The organism is Streptomyces sp. TOM-9 (assembly GCF_056858595.1).
This window is the reverse complement of sequence record NZ_JBXEQB010000001.1, coordinates 8,844,323-8,861,490: the sequence shown is the minus strand read 5'-3', so window position 1 is coordinate 8,861,490 and position 17,168 is coordinate 8,844,323. Positions and strand designations below refer to the sequence as shown.

The window sequence follows — 17,168 nt, the reverse complement described above, 5'->3', positions numbered from 1 at the left end:
GCTCCGGGGCGGGCTTCCGTGCCCGGCCCCGGGCGGTCCTTCCGTCGCGCCGGTTTCCAACGTTGAACACGTTCCGGTTCGCCCTGACGGCATCCCGCATCACGCCAACACGCTCCAGTTGGCCGCCACTTCGCAACAGCCCAGCCGGCCTCTTGATCCCGTTCCGCTCTGCGCCGGAGCGGGCACGGTGGCGTGCGCGGCACGTTCTCCCCTGCCCTGACGGCCCGTTGACGAGCTTCTACGCGAGGTCTGGACACGGCGGCAGGGCCCTGCTTTCATGCTCTCCGCGCCGAAAATTTCCAACGTTGTACAACCGCGTTTCCGGCGCGTAGCGCTCTTGGTCCCAGGCACCGCACACTCCTGACCCGCAACTTTCCCGTCAAGGCGTCGACGACTCCCACGGAAGGTGCACCATGAGTCCTGGCCGACGACGTACCCACCGCTTTGCTCGGTTCACCGCCCTGCTGGCGCTCCTCCTCGGTGCGGCCCTGCTGACGCCCTTCCCGGCGTCCGCCCGGCCCCCCGCCACGACCGACGTCCCCACCGACGTCACCGCCGCCTCCGCCGACGCGGGCCTGCGCGGCGACTACTACCGGATGTCCAGCGGCACGGCCCTGGACTTCGCCCGGTACACCGGCACCCGGATCGACACCTCCCTCCACGTGGACGACCTCCTGCCCACGCTGCGGGCCTACGCCGGCACGACGGACAACGTCGCCGTGCGCTGGACGGGCCGCCTGGAGGTGCCCACCGACGGCACGTACACCTTCTACATCAAGGGCGACAACGGCTTCCGCATGTCCCTGGACGGCGCGAGCGTGATCGACCACTGGACCACCGACTGGGACGTCCAGACCACCTCGCAGCCGATCACCCTGACCGCGGGCCTGCACGAGCTCGCCTACGACTACAACCAGGGCAACGGCGGTGCCTACCTGCACACCGAGTGGTCGGGGCCGGGCTTCGACCGCCGCCCCGTACCGGACTCGGCGCTGCACCTGCCGGCCGGTTTCGCCCCGGCGGACGCCGAGGCGTCGGTGGCCACCAGCGGCCGCAGCGCCACCGTCGAGCTGGGCTCCCGCGTGACCGGCCTCCCCGTGGACGCGGCCTCGCACCTCGCCCTGCTGTCCGGCGGCACCCGCTGGTCCGCCACCGTCTCCCGCGACCCCAAGCACCCCACCCGGCTGGTGCTGAAGCCCGCCGAGGCCGACTCCCCCGTCTCGCTCAACGCCGACGTGCGGATCAGCTACGACGGCAAGGGCGGCATCACCACCGCCGGCGGCGACCTCGGTCCCTTCTCGGTCGTCGCGCGCAACGACTCGACCTGGTACTTCCAGACCAGGTGGGCCAAGGACGTCTCCCCGTCCCACCCGCTGCCCGACTACCCGCGGCCGCAGCTGACCCGCAAGCAGTGGAAGAACCTCAACGGGACCTGGCAGTTCCAGCCCACCGCGCAGGACGCCGCACTCCCCCAGGGCAAGCTGAGCGGCAGCATCGTCGTCCCGTACCCGATGGAGTCGGGGCTGTCGGGCGTCGCGCGGCACCACGACTGGTCGCTGTACCAGCGCACCTTCACCGTCCCAGACGACTGGCGGGTCCGCTCCGGCAACCGGCTGAAGCTCAACTTCGGCGCCGTGGACTACGAGGCCTGGGTGTACGTCAACGGCCGCGAGGTGGCCCACCACACCGGCGGCTACCAGGCGTTCACCGCCGACGTCACCGACGCCCTGACCGGGCGCGGTCCGCAGACCCTGCTGGTGAAGGTCAAGGACACCACCGACGACCGCTACGCGCTCGGCAAGCAGTCCCGCAACCCCAGCGGCATCTGGTACACGCCGAGTTCGGGCATCTGGCAGACCGTCTGGATGGAACCGGTCCCCGAGGCGTCGGTCGACTCGCTGGTGCTGACCCCGGACGTCGCGGACTCCTCGCTCGCCGTCACCGTACGGCCGGGCGCGGGCACCTCGCCGGGCGCGAAGGTCACGGCCACCGCGTTCACCCGTGACGGGCGCAAGGCCGGCTCGGTCACCGGCGCCGCCGGGACTGCCCTGCGGCTGCCCGTCCCCCGCGCCCATCTGTGGAGCCCGGACGACCCGTACCTGTACGACCTCGAGGTCACCCTCACCGACGGCCACGGCAAGGACCGCGTCGGCTCCTACTTCGGCATGCGGTCGATCGAGGTGTCCCCGGCCGGCGGCACCAACCGGATCAAGCTCAACGGCAAGCCGGTGTTCGTGCTCGCCACCCTCGACCAGGGCTTCTGGCCCGACGGCCTCTACACCGCGCCGACCGACGAGGCCCTGAAGTACGACCTCGTCCAGCACAAGAAGCTCGGCTTCAACGCGGTCCGCAAGCACATCAAGGTCGAGCCCGCCCGCTGGTACTACTGGGCGGACAAGCTGGGCCTGATGGTGTGGCAGGACATGCCCAGCCGCGGAACGGCGGCCGCCGGCACCCCGGAGACCGAGACCTTCGTCGACCAGGTCCACCAGATCGTCGACCAGCACATCAGCACCCCGTCCGTCCTGGTGTGGACGCTGATGAACGAGGGCTGGGGCGAGTGGAGCAAGCAGGCCACCGGCGAGCTCGCCGACGCCGTCAGGGAGCAGGACCCCTCGCGCCTGGTCGACGCCCACTCCGGCGTCAACTGCTGCGCCTCCAAGGGTGATTCCGGCCGGGGCGACCTGATCGACTTCCACGACTACCACGGCCCGGCCAGTCCGGCCCCGGACGACACCCGCGCCGCCGTCGACGGCGAGCACGGCGGCTACTCCTACCTCGTCCCCGGCCACATCCTGGGCACCGCGGGCGGCCAGGACTACGGCGACGCCGCCCACAGCAAGGAGGAACTGACCGCGGCCTACGTGGAGAACACGCGCAAGCTGCTCCGGCCGGCGGCCTGCGGTCTGTCCGGCTCGGTCTACACGCAGATCACCGACGTCGAGGGCGAGCTCAACGGCCTGCTCACCTACGACCGCGACGTGGTCAAGGTGATCCCGGAACAGGTACGGGACGTCAACCGGCAGGTCATCGCGGCCGGCGCCACCGCCGGCGGGGCCGACGTGCCGCCCGGCACACCCGGACCGACCGGCGTCGGCTGGTGGCCGCTGCACGAGGGCTCCGGCACCGTGGCGAAGGACGTCGCCGGCGGCCATGACGGCACCCTGACCGGCGGCACGAGCTGGACGACCGGCCCGCACGGCGCCGCCCTGCAGTTCGACGGCCGCACCGGATCCGTCGACACCGGCGCCACCGTCCTGGACACCGACACGCACGACTACTCGGTCGCCGCCTGGGTCCGGCTCGACGACAAGGGCCACTTCAGCACCGCGGTGTCCCTCGACGGCGACACCAACAGCGCCTTCTACCTGCAGTACTCGCAGGCGGACAAGCGGTTCGCGTTCAGCTTCGCCGGGAGCCGGGCCCTCGCGGGCACCATCGGCGAGCCGGAGGCGGGCCGCTGGTACCACCTGGTGGGCAGCTACAGCCACCACGACGGCCGGCTGCGCATCTACGTGGACGGCGCCGAGGCCGGTTCCGTCCGCGGCTGCAACGCCGAGGGGCCCTCGGGCCACCTGGTGATCGGCCGCGGCAAGTACGGCGGGAACCTCGTCGACTACTGGGGCGGCGCGATCTCCGACGTGCACGCCTACGACCGCGCACTGACCGCCGCCGAGGTGGCGTCCCTGGCGGCCGGCGAACCCGCCGTGCCGGCGAAGCGCTGACCGAGCACCGGCCACCGCAGCGGCCCGCCCCGGCACGGGGCGGGGCGGGCCGCCTCCCGGACCGTCCCCCGGGGCGACGGCGGCACCACCGCACCCCACTGATCAGCTCGCACACCGCTCTCCGAGGAGTTGAACGTCCATGAGCACCTCCCGTTCCACCCGCTTCCTTGCCGTCGTGTGCCTCACCGCCGCGGCCGCCCTGACCGCCACCTCCTGCGCCAAGGAGGAGGGCTCCGGCAGCGCCTCCTCCGCCTCCTCCGAGGGCGCCCAGGTCGTGCAGTCCCCGACCGCGGCCACCGACGCCTCCGGCAGCGGCTGCACCCTGCAGACCTACGGGGCCCAGAAGATCGACCTCAAGGACGCCGTCGTCGGCTTCTCGCAGTCGGAGAAGGAGGCGAACCCGTTCCGCATCGCCGAGACCCAGTCCATCAAGGACGAGGCGGCGAAGCTCGGCGTCAAGAAGCTGCTCACGACCAACGCGCAGTCGCAGCTGCCCAAGCAGATCAGCGACATCCAGGACATGCTCGCCCAGGGTGCCCAGCTGCTGATCGTCGCCCCGCTCAACTCCGACGGCCTGGAGCCCGCACTGCGCGCCGCGGCGGCCAAGCACGTGCCGGTCATCACCATCGACCGCAAGATCAACGCCACCGCGTGCAAGGACTACGTGGCCTTCCTCGGCTCGGACTTCGTCGAGCAGGGCAAGCGCGCCGCCGACCAGATGATCAAGGTCACCGGCGGCAAGGGCAAGGTCGCGATCCTGCTCGGGGCCTCCGGCAACAACGTCACCACCGACCGGACCAAGGGCTTCGTCGACCGGATCAAGGCGCAGGCCCCCGGTCTGGAGATCGTCGCCCAGCAGACCGGCGAGTTCGCCCGCGACAAGGGCCAGCAGGTGATGGAGCAGCTGATCCAGGCGAACCCCGGGATCACCGCCGTCTACGCGGAGAACGACGAGATGGGCCTCGGCGCGGTCACCGCGCTCAAGGCGGCCGGGAAGAAGCCCGGCAAGGACGTCAAGATCGTGTCCATCGACGGCACGCGCAACGCCGTGCAGGCCCTGGCGGACGGCCAGTACAACGGCGTCATCGAGTCCAACCCGCGCTTCGGGCCGCTCGCCTTCGCCACCGCGCAGAAGTTCTTCGCCGGCGAGGCCATCCCCGAGGACGTGATCATCTCCGACCGCGAGTACGACGCGTCCAACGCCAAGGGCTCGCTGGCCGGGGCGTACTGAGCCCCCGCGCCTGCCGCCCGGTCCTCCTCCCGGCCGGGCGGCAGGCCCGTCCCTCCTCGGCTCCCGACTCCCCGGCCCCGGCTCCCGACCGCGAACCCATGGAAGGCCCGCTATGGCACCCCCCGACGCGGCACCCGCCGCACCGCCGCCCGGCCCGGACGGCCCCACCGCCCCCGCGGTGCTGGAGGCCGTCGGCATCGGCAAGCGCTTCCCCGGTGTGGTGGCGCTCGACGACGTCTCCTTCACCCTGCGCCGGGGCGAGATCCACGCGCTCGTCGGCGAGAACGGCGCCGGCAAGTCCACCCTCATCAAGGTCCTCACCGCAGTGCACCGCCCGGACGCCGGGGAGGTACGGCTCGACGGCCGCGCGGTCGCCTTCGCGCGTCCCTCCGACGCCCAGAACGCCGGGGTCACCACGATCTACCAGGAGGTCAACCTCGTCCCGCTGATGAGCGTGGCGCGGAACATCTTCCTGGGCCGCGAGCCCAAGAACCGCCTCGGCCTGATCGACTTCCAGCGGATGCACCGGGAGGCGGCCGCGCTGCTCGCGGGCTTCGGCGTCACCGCCGACGTCCGCCGCCCGCTCGGCAGCCTCGGCGTGGGCACCCAGCAGATGGTGGCGCTGGCCCGCGCGGTGTCGGTGCGGGCCAAGGTCGTCGTGATGGACGAGCCGACCTCGGCGCTGGAGCCGCGCGAGGTCGAGACGCTCTTCCGGGTCATCGGCGACCTCCACGACCGGGGCATCTCCGTCCTGTACGTCAGCCACCGACTCGAGGAGCTGTACCGGATCTGCGACCGGGTCACGGTGCTCCGCGACGGGCGCCTGGTGCACACCGGCGACCTCGCGGACCTGGACCGGATGCAACTGGTCGCCATGATGCTGGGCCGCGAGGTCTCCGAGGTGCGCCGGCACGGGCGGACCGGCTTCGGCGAGGACCACCACCCCGACCGCAAGGCGGTGCTCACCGCCTCCGGGCTGAGCCGGCGTCACGTCCTGGACGACATCTCGCTGGAGCTGCACCCCGGCGAGGTGCTGGGCCTGGCGGGGCTGCTGGGCTCGGGGCGCAGCGAGACCGCCAAGGCGCTGGCCGGTGCGCTGCCGCTGGACTCGGGATCGGTGACGGTCGCCGGGAAGCGGCTGGGCCGTCCCTCCCCCGCGGCCGCGATCCGCGCGGGCATCAGCCTGCTGCCCGAGGACCGCAAGGCGGAGGGCATCGTCCCGGGGCTGTCGGTACGGGAGAACATCGTGCTGGCCGCCATGCCCCGGCTGTCCCGGGCGGGCGTCGTCTCGCGGGCCCGCCAGGACCGCGTCGTCGAGATCTTCATGAAGCGGCTGCGGATCAAGGCTTCGGGACCCGAGCAGAAGGTCGGCGAGCTCTCCGGCGGCAACCAGCAGAAGGTGCTGCTGGCCCGCTGGCTCTGCCTGGAGCCGAAGGTGCTCCTCCTCGACGAGCCGACGCGCGGCATCGACGTGGGCGCCAAGGCCGAGGTGCAGGCGCTGGTGGACGAACTGGCCCAGGAGGGACTGGCGGTGCTGCTCATCTCCTCCGACATCGAGGAACTCGTGGAGGGCGCCGACCGCCTCGTGGTGCTCCGCGGCGGCGCCGTGGCCGGCGAACTGACGGGCGAACAGGTCGGCGAGGGGGACCTGCTGGAGGTCCTCGCGGCCCACGCGCCCGCCTTCCGGGACGCCGCCGCGGACGGGGAGGTGCGGCACGATGGCTGAGCTCTCCCCGGCCGTGCGGCGGGGCCCGGTCGGGCTCCCTTCCCCCGCCTGGTTCCAGGCGTACGGGGTGTACGCGGCGGTGGCCGTGCTGGTCCTGTTCAACGCCGTCTTCACCGACCACTTCCTGACCGCGGCCAACCTGCGCACCCAGCTCGTCCAGGTGGCCCCGGTGGTCATCGTGGCGCTGGGCATGGCGCTGGTGATCGGCACGGAGGGGGTGGACCTGTCGGTAGGGTCCGTCATGGCCCTCGCCGCGGCCCTGCTGCCGCTGTACCTGGGGTACGGACTGCTGTCCGCGCTGCTCATGGCGCTCGCCGCGGGGGCGGTGGTGGGCGCGGTCAACGGCACCCTGGTGGCGGTGGTGGGTCTGCAGCCCATCGTGGCCACCCTCGCGCTGTTCGTGGGCGGCCGGGGCCTGGCCCTGGTCCTCGCCGACGGGCAGCTCAAGCAGATCGCCAACCCGGGTCTGCTGGGCCTGGGCACCGACGACGTCCTGGGCGTCCCCGTGGTCGTGCTGATCGCCGCTGTGCTCGCCCTGCTGGTCGCCGGGGTCGTGCACCGGACCACCTTCGGACGCCAGTTGGTCGCGATCGGCGGGAACCGCGCCGCCGCCGGGCTGGCCGGGCTGCCGGTGAAGCGGGTGCTGATCGGCGTGTACGTGGTGTGCGGGGTGCTGGCGGCCCTGTCCGGGGTGCTGGCCACCGCCCGGCTGACGGCCAGTGACCCGTCCACGCTGGGCACCTTGATGGAACTGTCCGCGATCACCGCGGTGGTGGTCGGCGGGACCCCGCTCACCGGCGGGTCCGTGCGCGTCCTGGGCACGGTCTGTGGAGCGCTGCTGATGCAGCTGCTGCGGGCCACCCTGGTCAAGCACGACCTCCCCGACTCCACCGCGCAGATGGCCCAGGCCGTCATCATCCTCGTCGCCGTCTACGTCGCCCGGGAGCGTCGATCCCGATGAAGTCACTCATCACGCCCCGCTCGGCCGGGGCGACGCCGCAGCCGCCTTCCGTGGCGGCGGCCCGTGCCGGGGACCGGCGGCGGCTGGCCGTGCTGGTGCAGCGGCAGGGCGTGCTCGCCGTCCTCCTGCTGCTGGTGCTGGTCTCCTCCTTCGTCTTCCCGTCCTTCGGAACCCTCGACAACGCGCAGAACGTCACCGTCCAGGCCTCCTTCCTGGCGATTGTGGCGCTCGGCATGACCCTCGTCGTCATCACCGGCGGCATCGACCTGTCGGTCGGCTCGGTCTTCGCGCTCGGCGGTGTCCTCGCGGCGTGGGCCTCGCAGTACGGGATGCTGCCGGCGCTGCTGCTGCCGCTCGCGGTGTGCGGTCTGCTCGGCACCGTGCACGGTCTGCTCATCGCGCGGGCGGGGATGGCCCCGTTCATCGTCACCCTGGCGGGGCTGCTGGCCGCCCGGGGACTGCTGCTGGCCCTGACCGACGAGGGCGCCGACACCTACCTGGTGCCGCATGGTTCGGCCTTCGCCGAACTCGGGCAGGGCACGGTGGCCGGGTTCGGCCACCCGGTCCTGGTCGCGCTGGTGCTCTTCGCCGTCGGCGGGCTGGTGCTCCAGCGGACCTCCTTCGGGCAGTCGCTGTTCGCGGTGGGCGGCAGCCCGGACGCGGCCACGCTGATGGGCCTGCCGGTGGCCAGGACCCGGGTGCTGGTGTACACGATCAGCGCACTGCTCGCGGGGTTCGCGGGCGCCCTGAACGCCGCCCGGCTCTCCTCGGGTGTGACCATCATCGGCGTCGGCATGGAGCTGGACGCCATCGCCGCGGTCGTCATCGGCGGCACACTGCTGATCGGCGGTGCGGGATCGGTCAGCGGCACCCTGTGGGGCGTCCTGGTCCTGGCGGTGATCCAGAACCTCATCAACCAGATCGGCTCCCTCAATTCCTCGTACCAATCGGTGGTCAGCGGCGGCTTCCTTATCGTGGTGGTCGTGGCCCAGCGGTATCTCGCGCGGGGACCGCGCACCACATGACCGTGCCGGTGCCGGTGGACCGCGCGCGGCCCTCCGGCACCGGCCCAACCCGGAGGGAGCGCCGTGGGCGTCAGCCTCAAGGACGTCGCGCAGCGCGCGGGAGTGTCCATCAAGACCGTCTCGAACGTCGTGAACGGCTACCCGCACGTCACACCCGCGATGCGCGCGCGGGTCCAGCAGGCGATCGACGAACTGGGCTACCGGCCCAACCTCACCGCCCGGCACCTGCGCAAGGGCCGCACCGGCATCATCGCGCTGGCCCTGCCCGAGCTCGGCAACCCGTACTTCGCCGAGCTGGCCGGCGCCGTCATCGACGCCGCCGCACGCCACGACTACACCGTGCTGCTCGACCACACGGCGGGCGAACGGCGCAAGGAGATCCTGGTGACCCAGGGCTTCCGCACCCATGTGATCGACGGGCTGATCCTCTCGCCGATCGAACTGGAGGCGTCGGACCTGCTCGCCCGCGACGACAGTTCACCCCTGGTGCTCCTCGGGGAGCGCGAGTACGACGCCCCGTACGACCACATCGTGATCGACAACGTGGCCGCGGCGCGCAGCGCGGTGCGGCACCTGGCGGGGACGGGACGCCGGCGGATCGCCTTCATCGGCGCCCGCAGCGAGGTCGCCCGGCAGCCCGCGCACCTGAGACTGCGCGGCTGGCGCGAGGAGCTGGCCGCCTGCGGGCTCCCGCACGGCGACGACCTCGTCGCGACCGCCTCCGGGTACGGCCGGGCCGACGGCGCCCAGGCGATGGCCGACCTGCTGGACCGCGGGGCGCTGCCGGACGCGGTCTTCGCCTACAACGACCTCCAGGCCATAGGGGCCCTGCGGGTGCTCGTCACACGGGGGCTGCGCGTACCGGAGGACGTCGCGCTCGTGGGCTTCGACGACATCGAGGAGGGGCGCTACGGCACGATCACCCTGACCACGATCTCGCCGGACAAGAAGGCCATCGCCCGCCAGGCCGTCGACTGCCTCGTGCAGCGCCTGACCGGCGCGCCGGACGCCCCGCCGCGCCGCGTGCGCCCCGGGTTCGACCTGGTCGTCCGCGAGTCCACCCTGGGCCGCGGTCACTGACCGGCCGTGCGCGCCGCGCGGGCCGGCTCGGCGTCGTACTGCCCGGCGTCGAAGTGCAGTTCCGGCGGGGGCCGCGTGAACGGCCCCCGCCAGGCGGTCCACTCCACGACGGCGCCGCTGCGGCGTACGTGGACCGGCAGGTGACCGCAGCAGCCGCCGGTGCACTCGGGTTCCCCCAGCTCGACGCGACCGCCTTCGACGGTGGCGGCCGGCGGGCCCGGCCGGCCCGGCGGCAGCGCCCACGCCGCGAACGGACCGCGCCCGCCCGGTCCGAGCAGGTCCACGTCACCGTGCCGGAGGCGTCCCCCGGGGCATACGCCGGCGATACGCCGTGCTGCCTAGGCTCCGGGTATGCACGTACCGACCATGACCAGCCCCTCGTGAGCAGACGCCCAGGGCTCAGCGCCCGGCTGAAGCTCACGCTCAGCTACGCCGGGTTCCTCGCCGTCGCCGGCGCGCTCCTGCTGGCCGTGGTGTGGGGGTTCCTGCTGCGCTACGTGCCCGACAACTCCAAGGGCCTTCTCGGGGTCTCGCCCAACCGCTACCTCCTCGTGCACACCTTCGCCCCCGCCGCGGCCGTCGCGATGGCCTTCCTCCTCGTGTTCGGCCTGCTGGGGGGATGGCTCCTCGCCGGCCGGATGCTCGCACCCCTCGCCCAGATCACGGATGCGGCGCGGAGGGCCGGGAGCGGGTCGCTGTCCCACCGGATCCGCATGACGGGACGCCAGGACGAATTCCGCGAACTCTCCGACGCGTTCGACTCGATGCTGGAGCAACTCGATTCCCACGTCGCCGAGCAGCAGAGGTTCGCCGCGAACGCCTCCCACGAACTGCGCACCCCGCTGGCGATCTCGCGGACGCTCCTCGACGTCGCCCGCAAGGACCCCACACGGGACCGGGGCGAGCTCATCGAACGCCTCCACGCCGTCAACACGCGGGCGATCGACCTCACCGAGGCCCTCCTGCTCCTCAGCCGCAGCGAACGCGGGAGCCTCAGCCGCGAGAGCGTCGACCTCTCCCTCATCGCCGAAGAGGCCGCCGAAACGCTGCTGCCCCTCGCCGAACAGCGCCGGATCACCCTCGACGTCTCCGGTGGGGCCGCCCGGACCAGCGGCTCCGCGGAGCTCCTGCTGCGGTTGGTGACGAACCTCGTCCAGAACGCCATCGTCCACAACCTCCCCGCCGGCGGCACCGTGACGGTCCACACCGAGGCGCACGGCGACACGAGCGTGCTGCGGGTGAAGAACACCGGCCGTCCGCTCCCACCGGAACTGGTACCGACCCTGACCGAACCCTTCCAGCGCGGAACGGAACGCGTGCGCACCGACGAGCACGCCGGTGTCGGCCTCGGCCTGGCCATCGTGCAGAGCATCGTCCGCGCCCACGACGGGACCCTCGACCTGGCCCCCCGCCCCGCCGGCGGTCTCCTCGTCACGATCCGGCTTCCCGGCACGCCGTAGGGCCCGGCGGTCGGACCGTCCCGGCGTCCGAGCCCGTGATCGTCCGGCTCGGCGAGGACACCGCCGGGCGGCTCCATCCGGAGCTCCCCCTCCTCCTCGCCCTGGCGGCGCGCAGATGCGCCCGGCGGTCGGCGGAGTCGGCGTCGAGGTCCCAGGTGATCAGATCCGTCGCCTCCGCCCGCTCCTGGAGCTGGGTGGAGATCCGCTGCCACGTCCCGTCCCGCTGCCAGCGGTGGAACAAGTCGTACACCCGGGCCCACGATCCGTACTGCCCGGGCACGTCCCGCCAGGGGACCCCGGTGCGGACCCGGAACCGTATGCCGTCGATCAGTTGCCGCCGGGTCCATATCGGCGGCCGACCGACCTTCTTGCCCTTCGGCAGCAACGGCTCCAGCACGGCCCACTGCTCGTCCGTCAGATCTCCACGCGCCACGAACCAAGATCATCTCACATCTTTTCTTTACCAACCGTTCGTTCCAGATTATGTTAGCCTCCGATGACAGGCGGGACCGAGCCCGCGGAAATCCCCTCGACACACCCATGGAGCACACATGTCCCACCGTCTGGAGTCCAAGGTCGTCATCGTCACCGGAGGAACGTCGGGGATGGGCGCCGCCTTCGCCCGGCGCGCCGCGTCCGAGGGCGCGACCGTCGTGATCGGCGCGCGGGACAAGGCCCGCGGCGAGGCGACCGTGGCCGGGATCGAGGCCGAGGGCGGCCGCGCGTCCTTCCTGCCGACGGACGTCACCGCCGAGGACGAGGTCGCCCGTCTCGTCGACTACGCGGTGACCGAGTTCGGCGGCCTGCACGGGGCGTTCAACAACGCCGGCGGCGGCGACAACCAGCGCACCTTCGGCACCACCGACGCCGCCTTCTGGCACCACATGATCGCCACCAACCTGACCAGCGTCTTCTACAGCCTGAAGCACGAACTCCCGGCGATCGCCGCCTCGGGCGGCGGGTCGATCGTGAACAACGCCTCGACGGCGGCCGTGGTGGGCGACCCGGGCATGCCGGCCTACGTGGCCGCCAAGCACGGCGTGGTGGGCCTGACCCGCTCCGCGGCGCTGGACTCGGCCAAGGCGGGCGTCCGCGTCAACGCGCTGGTCACCGGGCTGATCGACACCCCGCTGTGGCGTTCCGCCGTCCAGGCCCACCCCGGGATCGAGGACCGGTTCCTGGAGCGGATCCCCGCCGGACGGGCGGGCGCGGAGGCGGACGTGGCCGCCTTCGCCGCCTTCCTGCTCAGCGACGAGAGCAGCTTCGTCAACGGCGCCGCGCTCGCGATCGACGGCGGCTTCACCGCACAGTGAGCAGCCTGGCGGGCCAGGGTCAGCCGAGGGCGTCCAGGGCGGCGTCGACGACGGCCGTCAGCGCCTTCCGGTCGGGGTTGACGGCCCCCATGACCCGCAGGCCGTGCATCGTGACAACGAGGTACCGGGCGAGGTCCCGCGCGTCGCGCTTGCCGGACACCTGGCCGTCCGCCTGGGCCTCCGCGACGACCTGGGCCAGCGCGTCCTCCAGCAGCGCGGTCGTCGACTCCACGTGCGTGGCGACCCGCGGATCGTGCGCGACGCGCTCCATGGCCGCGCCGACGATCAGGCAGGCCCGCCGCCTCCCGTCGCGCGCGATCTCGTCGACCGCCGCGACCAGGACCTCGCGCAGCAGCTCCCGGCCGGGCGCGCCGGCCCGCAGGGCCTCGACCAGGGGCAGCGCGTACTGCTCCCGGTAGCGGTCCATGGCCGCCAGGTACAGCCCCTCCTTGCTGCCGAAGGCCGCGTACAGCGAACCGCGCCCCACGCCGGTGGCGTCGACCAGGTCCTGCACCGACGTGCCCTCGTAGCCCTTGCTGCGGAAGGCGTTCATCGCGGCCTCCACGGCCCTGTCGGTGTCGAACTCCCTCACGCGTGCCATGGGCCGGAGTGTACGCCTATCAGGAACGAACGGTCCAGTTTTGCGGATGACGCGCCCGGTCCGAGTTCACCACCCTCCGATCCCGCCGCCCAGACCCGCCTGCCGCTTACGGAAGCGATGCGTAAGGGAGAGCCGATTCCCATTTCCTGTCAAACTGCCCCCTGAAGAATTCGTACCAGTTGGGATCATTCTGGCGCGTTACGGAGAATGTGGGCCGCTGCCAATGGTCGGCTTGGAAGGTCGCAATGCGCATGACGATCTTCCCGTGCCGCAACGCAGGATCGGAGGCAACCACAGTGTTGTGCGGAACGTAATTCAGGGTTCTTATCTCCAGCCTCCCTGCCACCGTCCCGGCGATCGGAGCCGTCAGCCTCCTGAGATTGGCCTCCAGGCTGGTACTCAGCTCGCTCGCGCTGTAACTCTCCGACTCGATGGCCGCAATTCCCATCGCAGCACTGTTCGGTTCGATGACCAGAATCTTCATGTGCAGCCCCCTGGAGACCGCCCGCCTGATGTCATCCGCATGCGTAACGAGATGCGTCCCAAGGGTCCATCCGTGGAGCCAAACCTCGCGCGACGACAGGATCATCTCCCGTATCTCATCCCTGTCATCAACCTCGGAGAAAAAGCGATCAGCACTCGGCCGGGCACCAATTTCGGTCAGGGACCGATTGATTCTTTCACTCTGCGATCTGAGCCTCAGCAGCGAAAATCCCACAAGTGCGAGCACGGCCAGGATCCCGGAAGAAATCACCTCCTGCGAAGCCTTTCCGGCCAGACCCAGGATGCCGAATACAATCGCCGCGGCCAGTGTCACGTAGAGATCGAGGCTGTGCACGAAGCTTCGCACCATCGCCACGAAACCAGACCTGGTACCAGGCATATCAACCCCCACTCCCCCACACATCCGCCCCTCGACCCGGAAATTCTCTCCAGGATCGGGGGTCGCAAATCATCTGGCCTGTTGAGGCCACTCAGTGGCTCAGTCGCTGCTGTAGGGAAGGGTTCGAGGCCTGCACGGACGTAACCCCACACTGCCGACCCGGAAGCAGTTGCCTCCTCCGATCTACGGATGTCCGGTAGCGGCCAGGCGAGCCGTCACCAAGGCGAGGTGGTGCGACGTAGCCCACGCCCGCCATTCCCTGCTGCCCCCTGCCTTCTGGCGTTTTCGCAGAGCACAGTCCTGAGGACGGGCGTCGCCCCACGACGTGGCAGCCCCCGAAGGTGGCCAGTAGGGGGAATTGACGAGGTCGTGACTGAGAACGAAGAAGTCATCGTTGCCCGGCCGAATCCGCGGGTACACGAAGACCTGCCACTCGGTTGCCGTGGTGTAGCGCATGTTCGGGTCGGGCGTCCCCCGGCTCTTCGGCAGCCGGCCGGTGGCGCCCCCCGGGAGCCGCGCGTCCTGCCGCCGCCGCGGCCGCGCGCGGCGTGGCCGGCCGAGGCGCAGGCCGCGGTGGACTTCGCCGAAAGGCTCCCCGGAGGCTGCTGCACGCTGGACCTGGACGGCCGGATCCTCTTCGCCACCACCGAGGCCGCCCGCCTCCTGGGCACCGACACGTCGCCGCGCTGCTCGGCACCTGTCTGTGGAAGGTCCTGCCGTGGCTGGACGGGCCCGTCGTCGAGGACCACTACCGGGCCGCGATGATCAGCAGGCAGCCGGCCTCCTTCACCGCCTCGCCGCCCGCGGGCCCGTGCCTGTCGTTCCACCTCTACCCGGACCCCTCCGGCGTCAGCGTCCGCATCGTCCCCGCCGCGCTCCCGACGGACCCCTCACGGGTGCTGCGCCCCGCACCCCCCGCGGAACCCGGCCGGGCGGCCGTCCTCTACCACCTGACGCACCTGGCGGCCACGCTCACCGAGGCGATCGGCGTGCGGGACGTCGCCGACCAGGCCACCGACCAACTGCTGCCCGCCTTCGGCGCCCAGGCCCTCGCGCTGTTGACCGCGGAGGACGGCCGGCTGCGGATCATCGGCCACCGCGGCTACCCGTCCGACCTCATGGAACGCTTCGACGCGGCTCCGCTGACCTCGGACGCCCCCGCGGTCCGGGCCCTGGCCACCGGCGCGCCCGCAGTGACGACGTCGCCCTGCTGCTCATCCAGGCGCGGCGGAACGGCGGTCGAGACCGCCCGGGGCATCACCGGCCGGTTCGCTCCGGTGATGCCCCGGGACCCTCCCGGCGGGAGGAGTGACGGCCTTCAGCCGACGCGCCGGGCCCTGACGCCGCTGGCCTCGAAGTCGTAGACGTACCGGTTGATCCGGAGGCCGTCTACCGCGCCGACCCAGATGTTGTCGCGGCCCTTGCCGACGGCGACGGTGTAGACGGTGGCCTGCGGGAGCGCGTTCTTCAGCGTCGTGAAGTTGCACGGGCTGGACTGGGTGCACAGGGGCCCGAGTTCGTTGCCCGACAGGAACCACTCGCCGTTCACGGTGGTGGCGTCGAGGTACCCGCTCCACTGGTTCACCGGCGCGACGGCGGGCGGGACCCACACCATGGTGGAGTAGGTGTCTCCGGGCGTCAGCCTCGGATTGATCTCGATCCTGATGTTCGGCAGGTTCCGTGTGCCGCCGTAGCCGACGTTCTCCTGCGTCTGGAAGACGTGGAACCCGAGCGCGGTCAGGTCCCGCACCCGGCTGCCGTAGAAGTCGACCTCGTTGCCGAAGTCGACCTTCTCGCTGGGGGGACTCAGCGTGGTGGACTCGTTCGCCACCGCGATTCCGAGGCTGCCGTTGCCGTAGGGCGGCCTGGAGACCGAACCCGTCACACCGTACGAGCCGAACGGGCCCTCCCTGAGGTCGGCGACGGGGGAACCGATCGTGTTGCGGGCGATGACGCCCCAGTGGCCGGAGTCTATGGAGCCTCCGGAGTGCCCGTCCGCGACGGCGGACACCGATCCCGTGAGGGCCGAGGTGACGATCGTGGCGAGCGCAACGGCCACGAGCGTCCTTCCCCGGCTCAAGCCAAGACGAGCCTTCACAACCCATTCCTTCCGGGTAGCCGAAGGGCCCGCTGCGCCGCCCGTGCCGGTGCGCCGCGCGGCACACGGCAGCGCGGCACGACACGGCGGCGGCCGAGTCGTGACCCTTCGCGTTTCAGCAGAACTTGGTGAGTGGTGGTGGATCGTGCGGGGGGATGCGTCCGAGGTCACTGCCTCCCGTACGACAGGAGTCGTTCCCGGGGGAGTTGACCTCGACGTCGTGGGCGAGGCGGACGGTCATGCGACGGCCGGAGCCGTCCACGAGTCCCCTGGTCCCAGCCGAACCCGAAATGCACATGACGACCGTTACATGCCGTGACGTGAGCCGCATCCTGGGTGGGCCGTTCGTAGCGGAGCGTGCGCATCCCGGGTTCCGATGCTAGGCGTTTGCCTAAACAATTTAGGTAGGTGCATAATCGATTACGGAGGAAGGGAGGCACGCCGTGCCACGCGTAGGACTCACCGCGGAACGCCTGACCCGGGCGGGGGCGGAACTCGCCGACGAGGTCGGCTTCGCCCAGGTGACCGTCTCGGCGCTCGCCGAGCGGTTCGGCGTCAAGGTCGCGAGCCTGTACTCGCACGTCAGGAACTCGCAGGACCTGAAGACCAGGATCGCCCTGCTCGCCCTGGAGGAACTCGCCGACCGGGCGGCCGAGGCCCTCGCCGGCCGCGCGGGCAAGGACGCCCTGGTCGCCTTCGCGAACGTGTACCGCGCGTACGCCCGGGAGCACCCCGGCCGCTACGCGGCGGCGCAGCTGAGGCTCGACCCGCAGACGGCGGCCGCCAGCGCCGGCGTCCGGCACGCCCAGATGACGCGGGCCATCCTGCGCGGCTACGACCTCCCGGAGCCGGACCAGACGCACGCCGTCCGTCTCCTGGGCAGCGTCTTCCACGGCTACGTCAGCCTCGAACTGGCGGGGGGCTTCGACCACACACCCGTCACCGCGCAGGAGTCGTGGTCGTGGGCGCTGGACTCCCTTGACGCCCTGCTGCGGCAGCGGTCGACGTCCTGAGGACGCGCCCCGGCACCTCCCAGCGAACGGACGGGCACCCAGCCCACGGACA

At 71.5% G+C, this 17,168-nt stretch carries 16 protein-coding genes; 10 read left to right on the top strand and 6 right to left on the bottom strand.

What is annotated here, in order from left to right; genetic code table 11:
* Nucleotides 1–413 precede the first annotated feature (413 nt).
* The 6 genes from AC1VWI_RS40770 to AC1VWI_RS40745 all read left to right on the top strand — a co-directional run bounded on the left by AC1VWI_RS40770 (nt 414) and on the right by AC1VWI_RS40745 (nt 9,748).
* On the top strand, nt 414–3,725 hold the full coding sequence (locus tag AC1VWI_RS40770) for a LamG-like jellyroll fold domain-containing protein (protein ID WP_499516096.1): 3,312 nt from the start codon (nt 414–416) through the stop codon (nt 3,723–3,725).
* Nucleotides 3,726–3,864: 139 nt separating this feature from the next.
* Nucleotides 3,865–4,956 carry an ABC transporter substrate-binding protein gene (locus AC1VWI_RS40765; RefSeq protein WP_499516095.1) on the top strand — a complete coding sequence of 364 codons (1,092 nt, stop codon included), beginning with the start codon at nt 3,865–3,867 and terminating at the stop codon, nt 4,954–4,956.
* 112 nt (nt 4,957–5,068) lie between these two features.
* Nucleotides 5,069–6,682, top strand: coding sequence for a sugar ABC transporter ATP-binding protein (locus AC1VWI_RS40760; protein WP_499516094.1), 1,614 nt, complete (start codon nt 5,069–5,071; stop codon nt 6,680–6,682).
* Nucleotides 6,675–7,643, top strand: coding sequence for an ABC transporter permease (locus AC1VWI_RS40755; RefSeq protein WP_499516093.1), 969 nt, complete (start codon nt 6,675–6,677; stop codon nt 7,641–7,643). The genes AC1VWI_RS40760 and AC1VWI_RS40755 overlap by 8 nt, the downstream gene beginning before the upstream one ends.
* Nucleotides 7,640–8,668, top strand: a complete 1,029-nt coding sequence (locus tag AC1VWI_RS40750) for an ABC transporter permease (protein WP_499516092.1) — start codon at nt 7,640–7,642, stop codon at nt 8,666–8,668. The genes AC1VWI_RS40755 and AC1VWI_RS40750 overlap by 4 nt, the downstream gene beginning before the upstream one ends.
* 63 nt (nt 8,669–8,731) lie before the next feature.
* On the top strand, nt 8,732–9,748 hold the full coding sequence (locus AC1VWI_RS40745) for a LacI family DNA-binding transcriptional regulator (RefSeq protein WP_499516091.1): 1,017 nt from the start codon (nt 8,732–8,734) through the stop codon (nt 9,746–9,748).
* Here the strand turns inward: AC1VWI_RS40745 and AC1VWI_RS40740 are convergent.
* Nucleotides 9,742–10,032: a hypothetical protein gene (locus AC1VWI_RS40740; protein ID WP_499516090.1), complete on the bottom strand. Its 291-nt coding sequence runs from the start codon at nt 10,030–10,032 to the stop codon at nt 9,742–9,744. The genes AC1VWI_RS40745 and AC1VWI_RS40740 overlap by 7 nt on opposite strands.
* 96 nt (nt 10,033–10,128) lie before the next feature.
* Between AC1VWI_RS40740 and AC1VWI_RS40735 the strand changes: the two genes are divergently transcribed.
* A complete protein-coding gene (locus AC1VWI_RS40735) occupies nt 10,129–11,208 on the top strand; it encodes a sensor histidine kinase (protein WP_499516089.1) in 1,080 nt (359 codons plus the stop codon).
* On the opposite strand, the gene AC1VWI_RS40730 is transcribed toward AC1VWI_RS40735, so the two are convergent.
* Nucleotides 11,180–11,641 carry a transposase gene (locus AC1VWI_RS40730; RefSeq protein ID WP_499516088.1) on the bottom strand — a complete coding sequence of 154 codons (462 nt, stop codon included), beginning with the start codon at nt 11,639–11,641 and terminating at the stop codon, nt 11,180–11,182. The two genes, AC1VWI_RS40735 and AC1VWI_RS40730, sit on opposite strands and share 29 nt — an antisense overlap.
* 118 nt (nt 11,642–11,759) lie before the next feature.
* Here AC1VWI_RS40730 and AC1VWI_RS40725 point away from each other — a divergent pair, with 118 nt between their 5' ends.
* Complete coding sequence (locus AC1VWI_RS40725) at nt 11,760–12,521, top strand: SDR family NAD(P)-dependent oxidoreductase (protein WP_499516087.1); 762 nt, start codon at nt 11,760–11,762, stop codon at nt 12,519–12,521.
* A gap of 19 nt (nt 12,522–12,540) precedes the next feature.
* Here AC1VWI_RS40725 and AC1VWI_RS40720 read toward each other — a convergent pair whose 3' ends face one another.
* From AC1VWI_RS40720 to AC1VWI_RS40710, 3 genes are all read right to left on the bottom strand, one after another.
* On the bottom strand, nt 12,541–13,122 hold the full coding sequence (locus AC1VWI_RS40720) for a TetR/AcrR family transcriptional regulator (protein WP_499516086.1): 582 nt from the start codon (nt 13,120–13,122) through the stop codon (nt 12,541–12,543).
* 106 nt (nt 13,123–13,228) lie between these two features.
* Nucleotides 13,229–13,981 (bottom strand): hypothetical protein, encoded by a 753-nt coding sequence (locus AC1VWI_RS40715; RefSeq protein ID WP_499516085.1) that lies wholly within the window; start codon nt 13,979–13,981, stop codon nt 13,229–13,231.
* Nucleotides 13,982–14,188: 207 nt separating this feature from the next.
* A complete protein-coding gene (locus AC1VWI_RS40710; protein ID WP_499516084.1) occupies nt 14,189–14,461 on the bottom strand; it encodes a beta family protein in 273 nt (90 codons plus the stop codon).
* Nucleotides 14,462–14,766: 305 nt separating this feature from the next.
* On the opposite strand from AC1VWI_RS40710, the gene AC1VWI_RS40705 reads away from it, so the two are divergent.
* Entirely contained in the window at nt 14,767–15,369 is a 603-nt protein-coding gene (locus AC1VWI_RS40705) for a hypothetical protein (protein WP_499516083.1), read from the top strand.
* Here AC1VWI_RS40705 and AC1VWI_RS40700 read toward each other — a convergent pair.
* Nucleotides 15,324–16,064, bottom strand: a complete 741-nt coding sequence (locus AC1VWI_RS40700; RefSeq protein ID WP_499516082.1) for a hypothetical protein — start codon at nt 16,062–16,064, stop codon at nt 15,324–15,326. The two genes, AC1VWI_RS40705 and AC1VWI_RS40700, sit on opposite strands and share 46 nt — an antisense overlap.
* 482 nt (nt 16,065–16,546) lie before the next feature.
* Between AC1VWI_RS40700 and AC1VWI_RS40695 the strand changes: the two genes are divergently transcribed.
* Complete coding sequence (locus AC1VWI_RS40695) at nt 16,547–17,116, top strand: TetR/AcrR family transcriptional regulator (RefSeq protein WP_499516081.1); 570 nt, start codon at nt 16,547–16,549, stop codon at nt 17,114–17,116.
* The last annotated feature ends 52 nt before the right edge of the window (nt 17,117–17,168 follow it).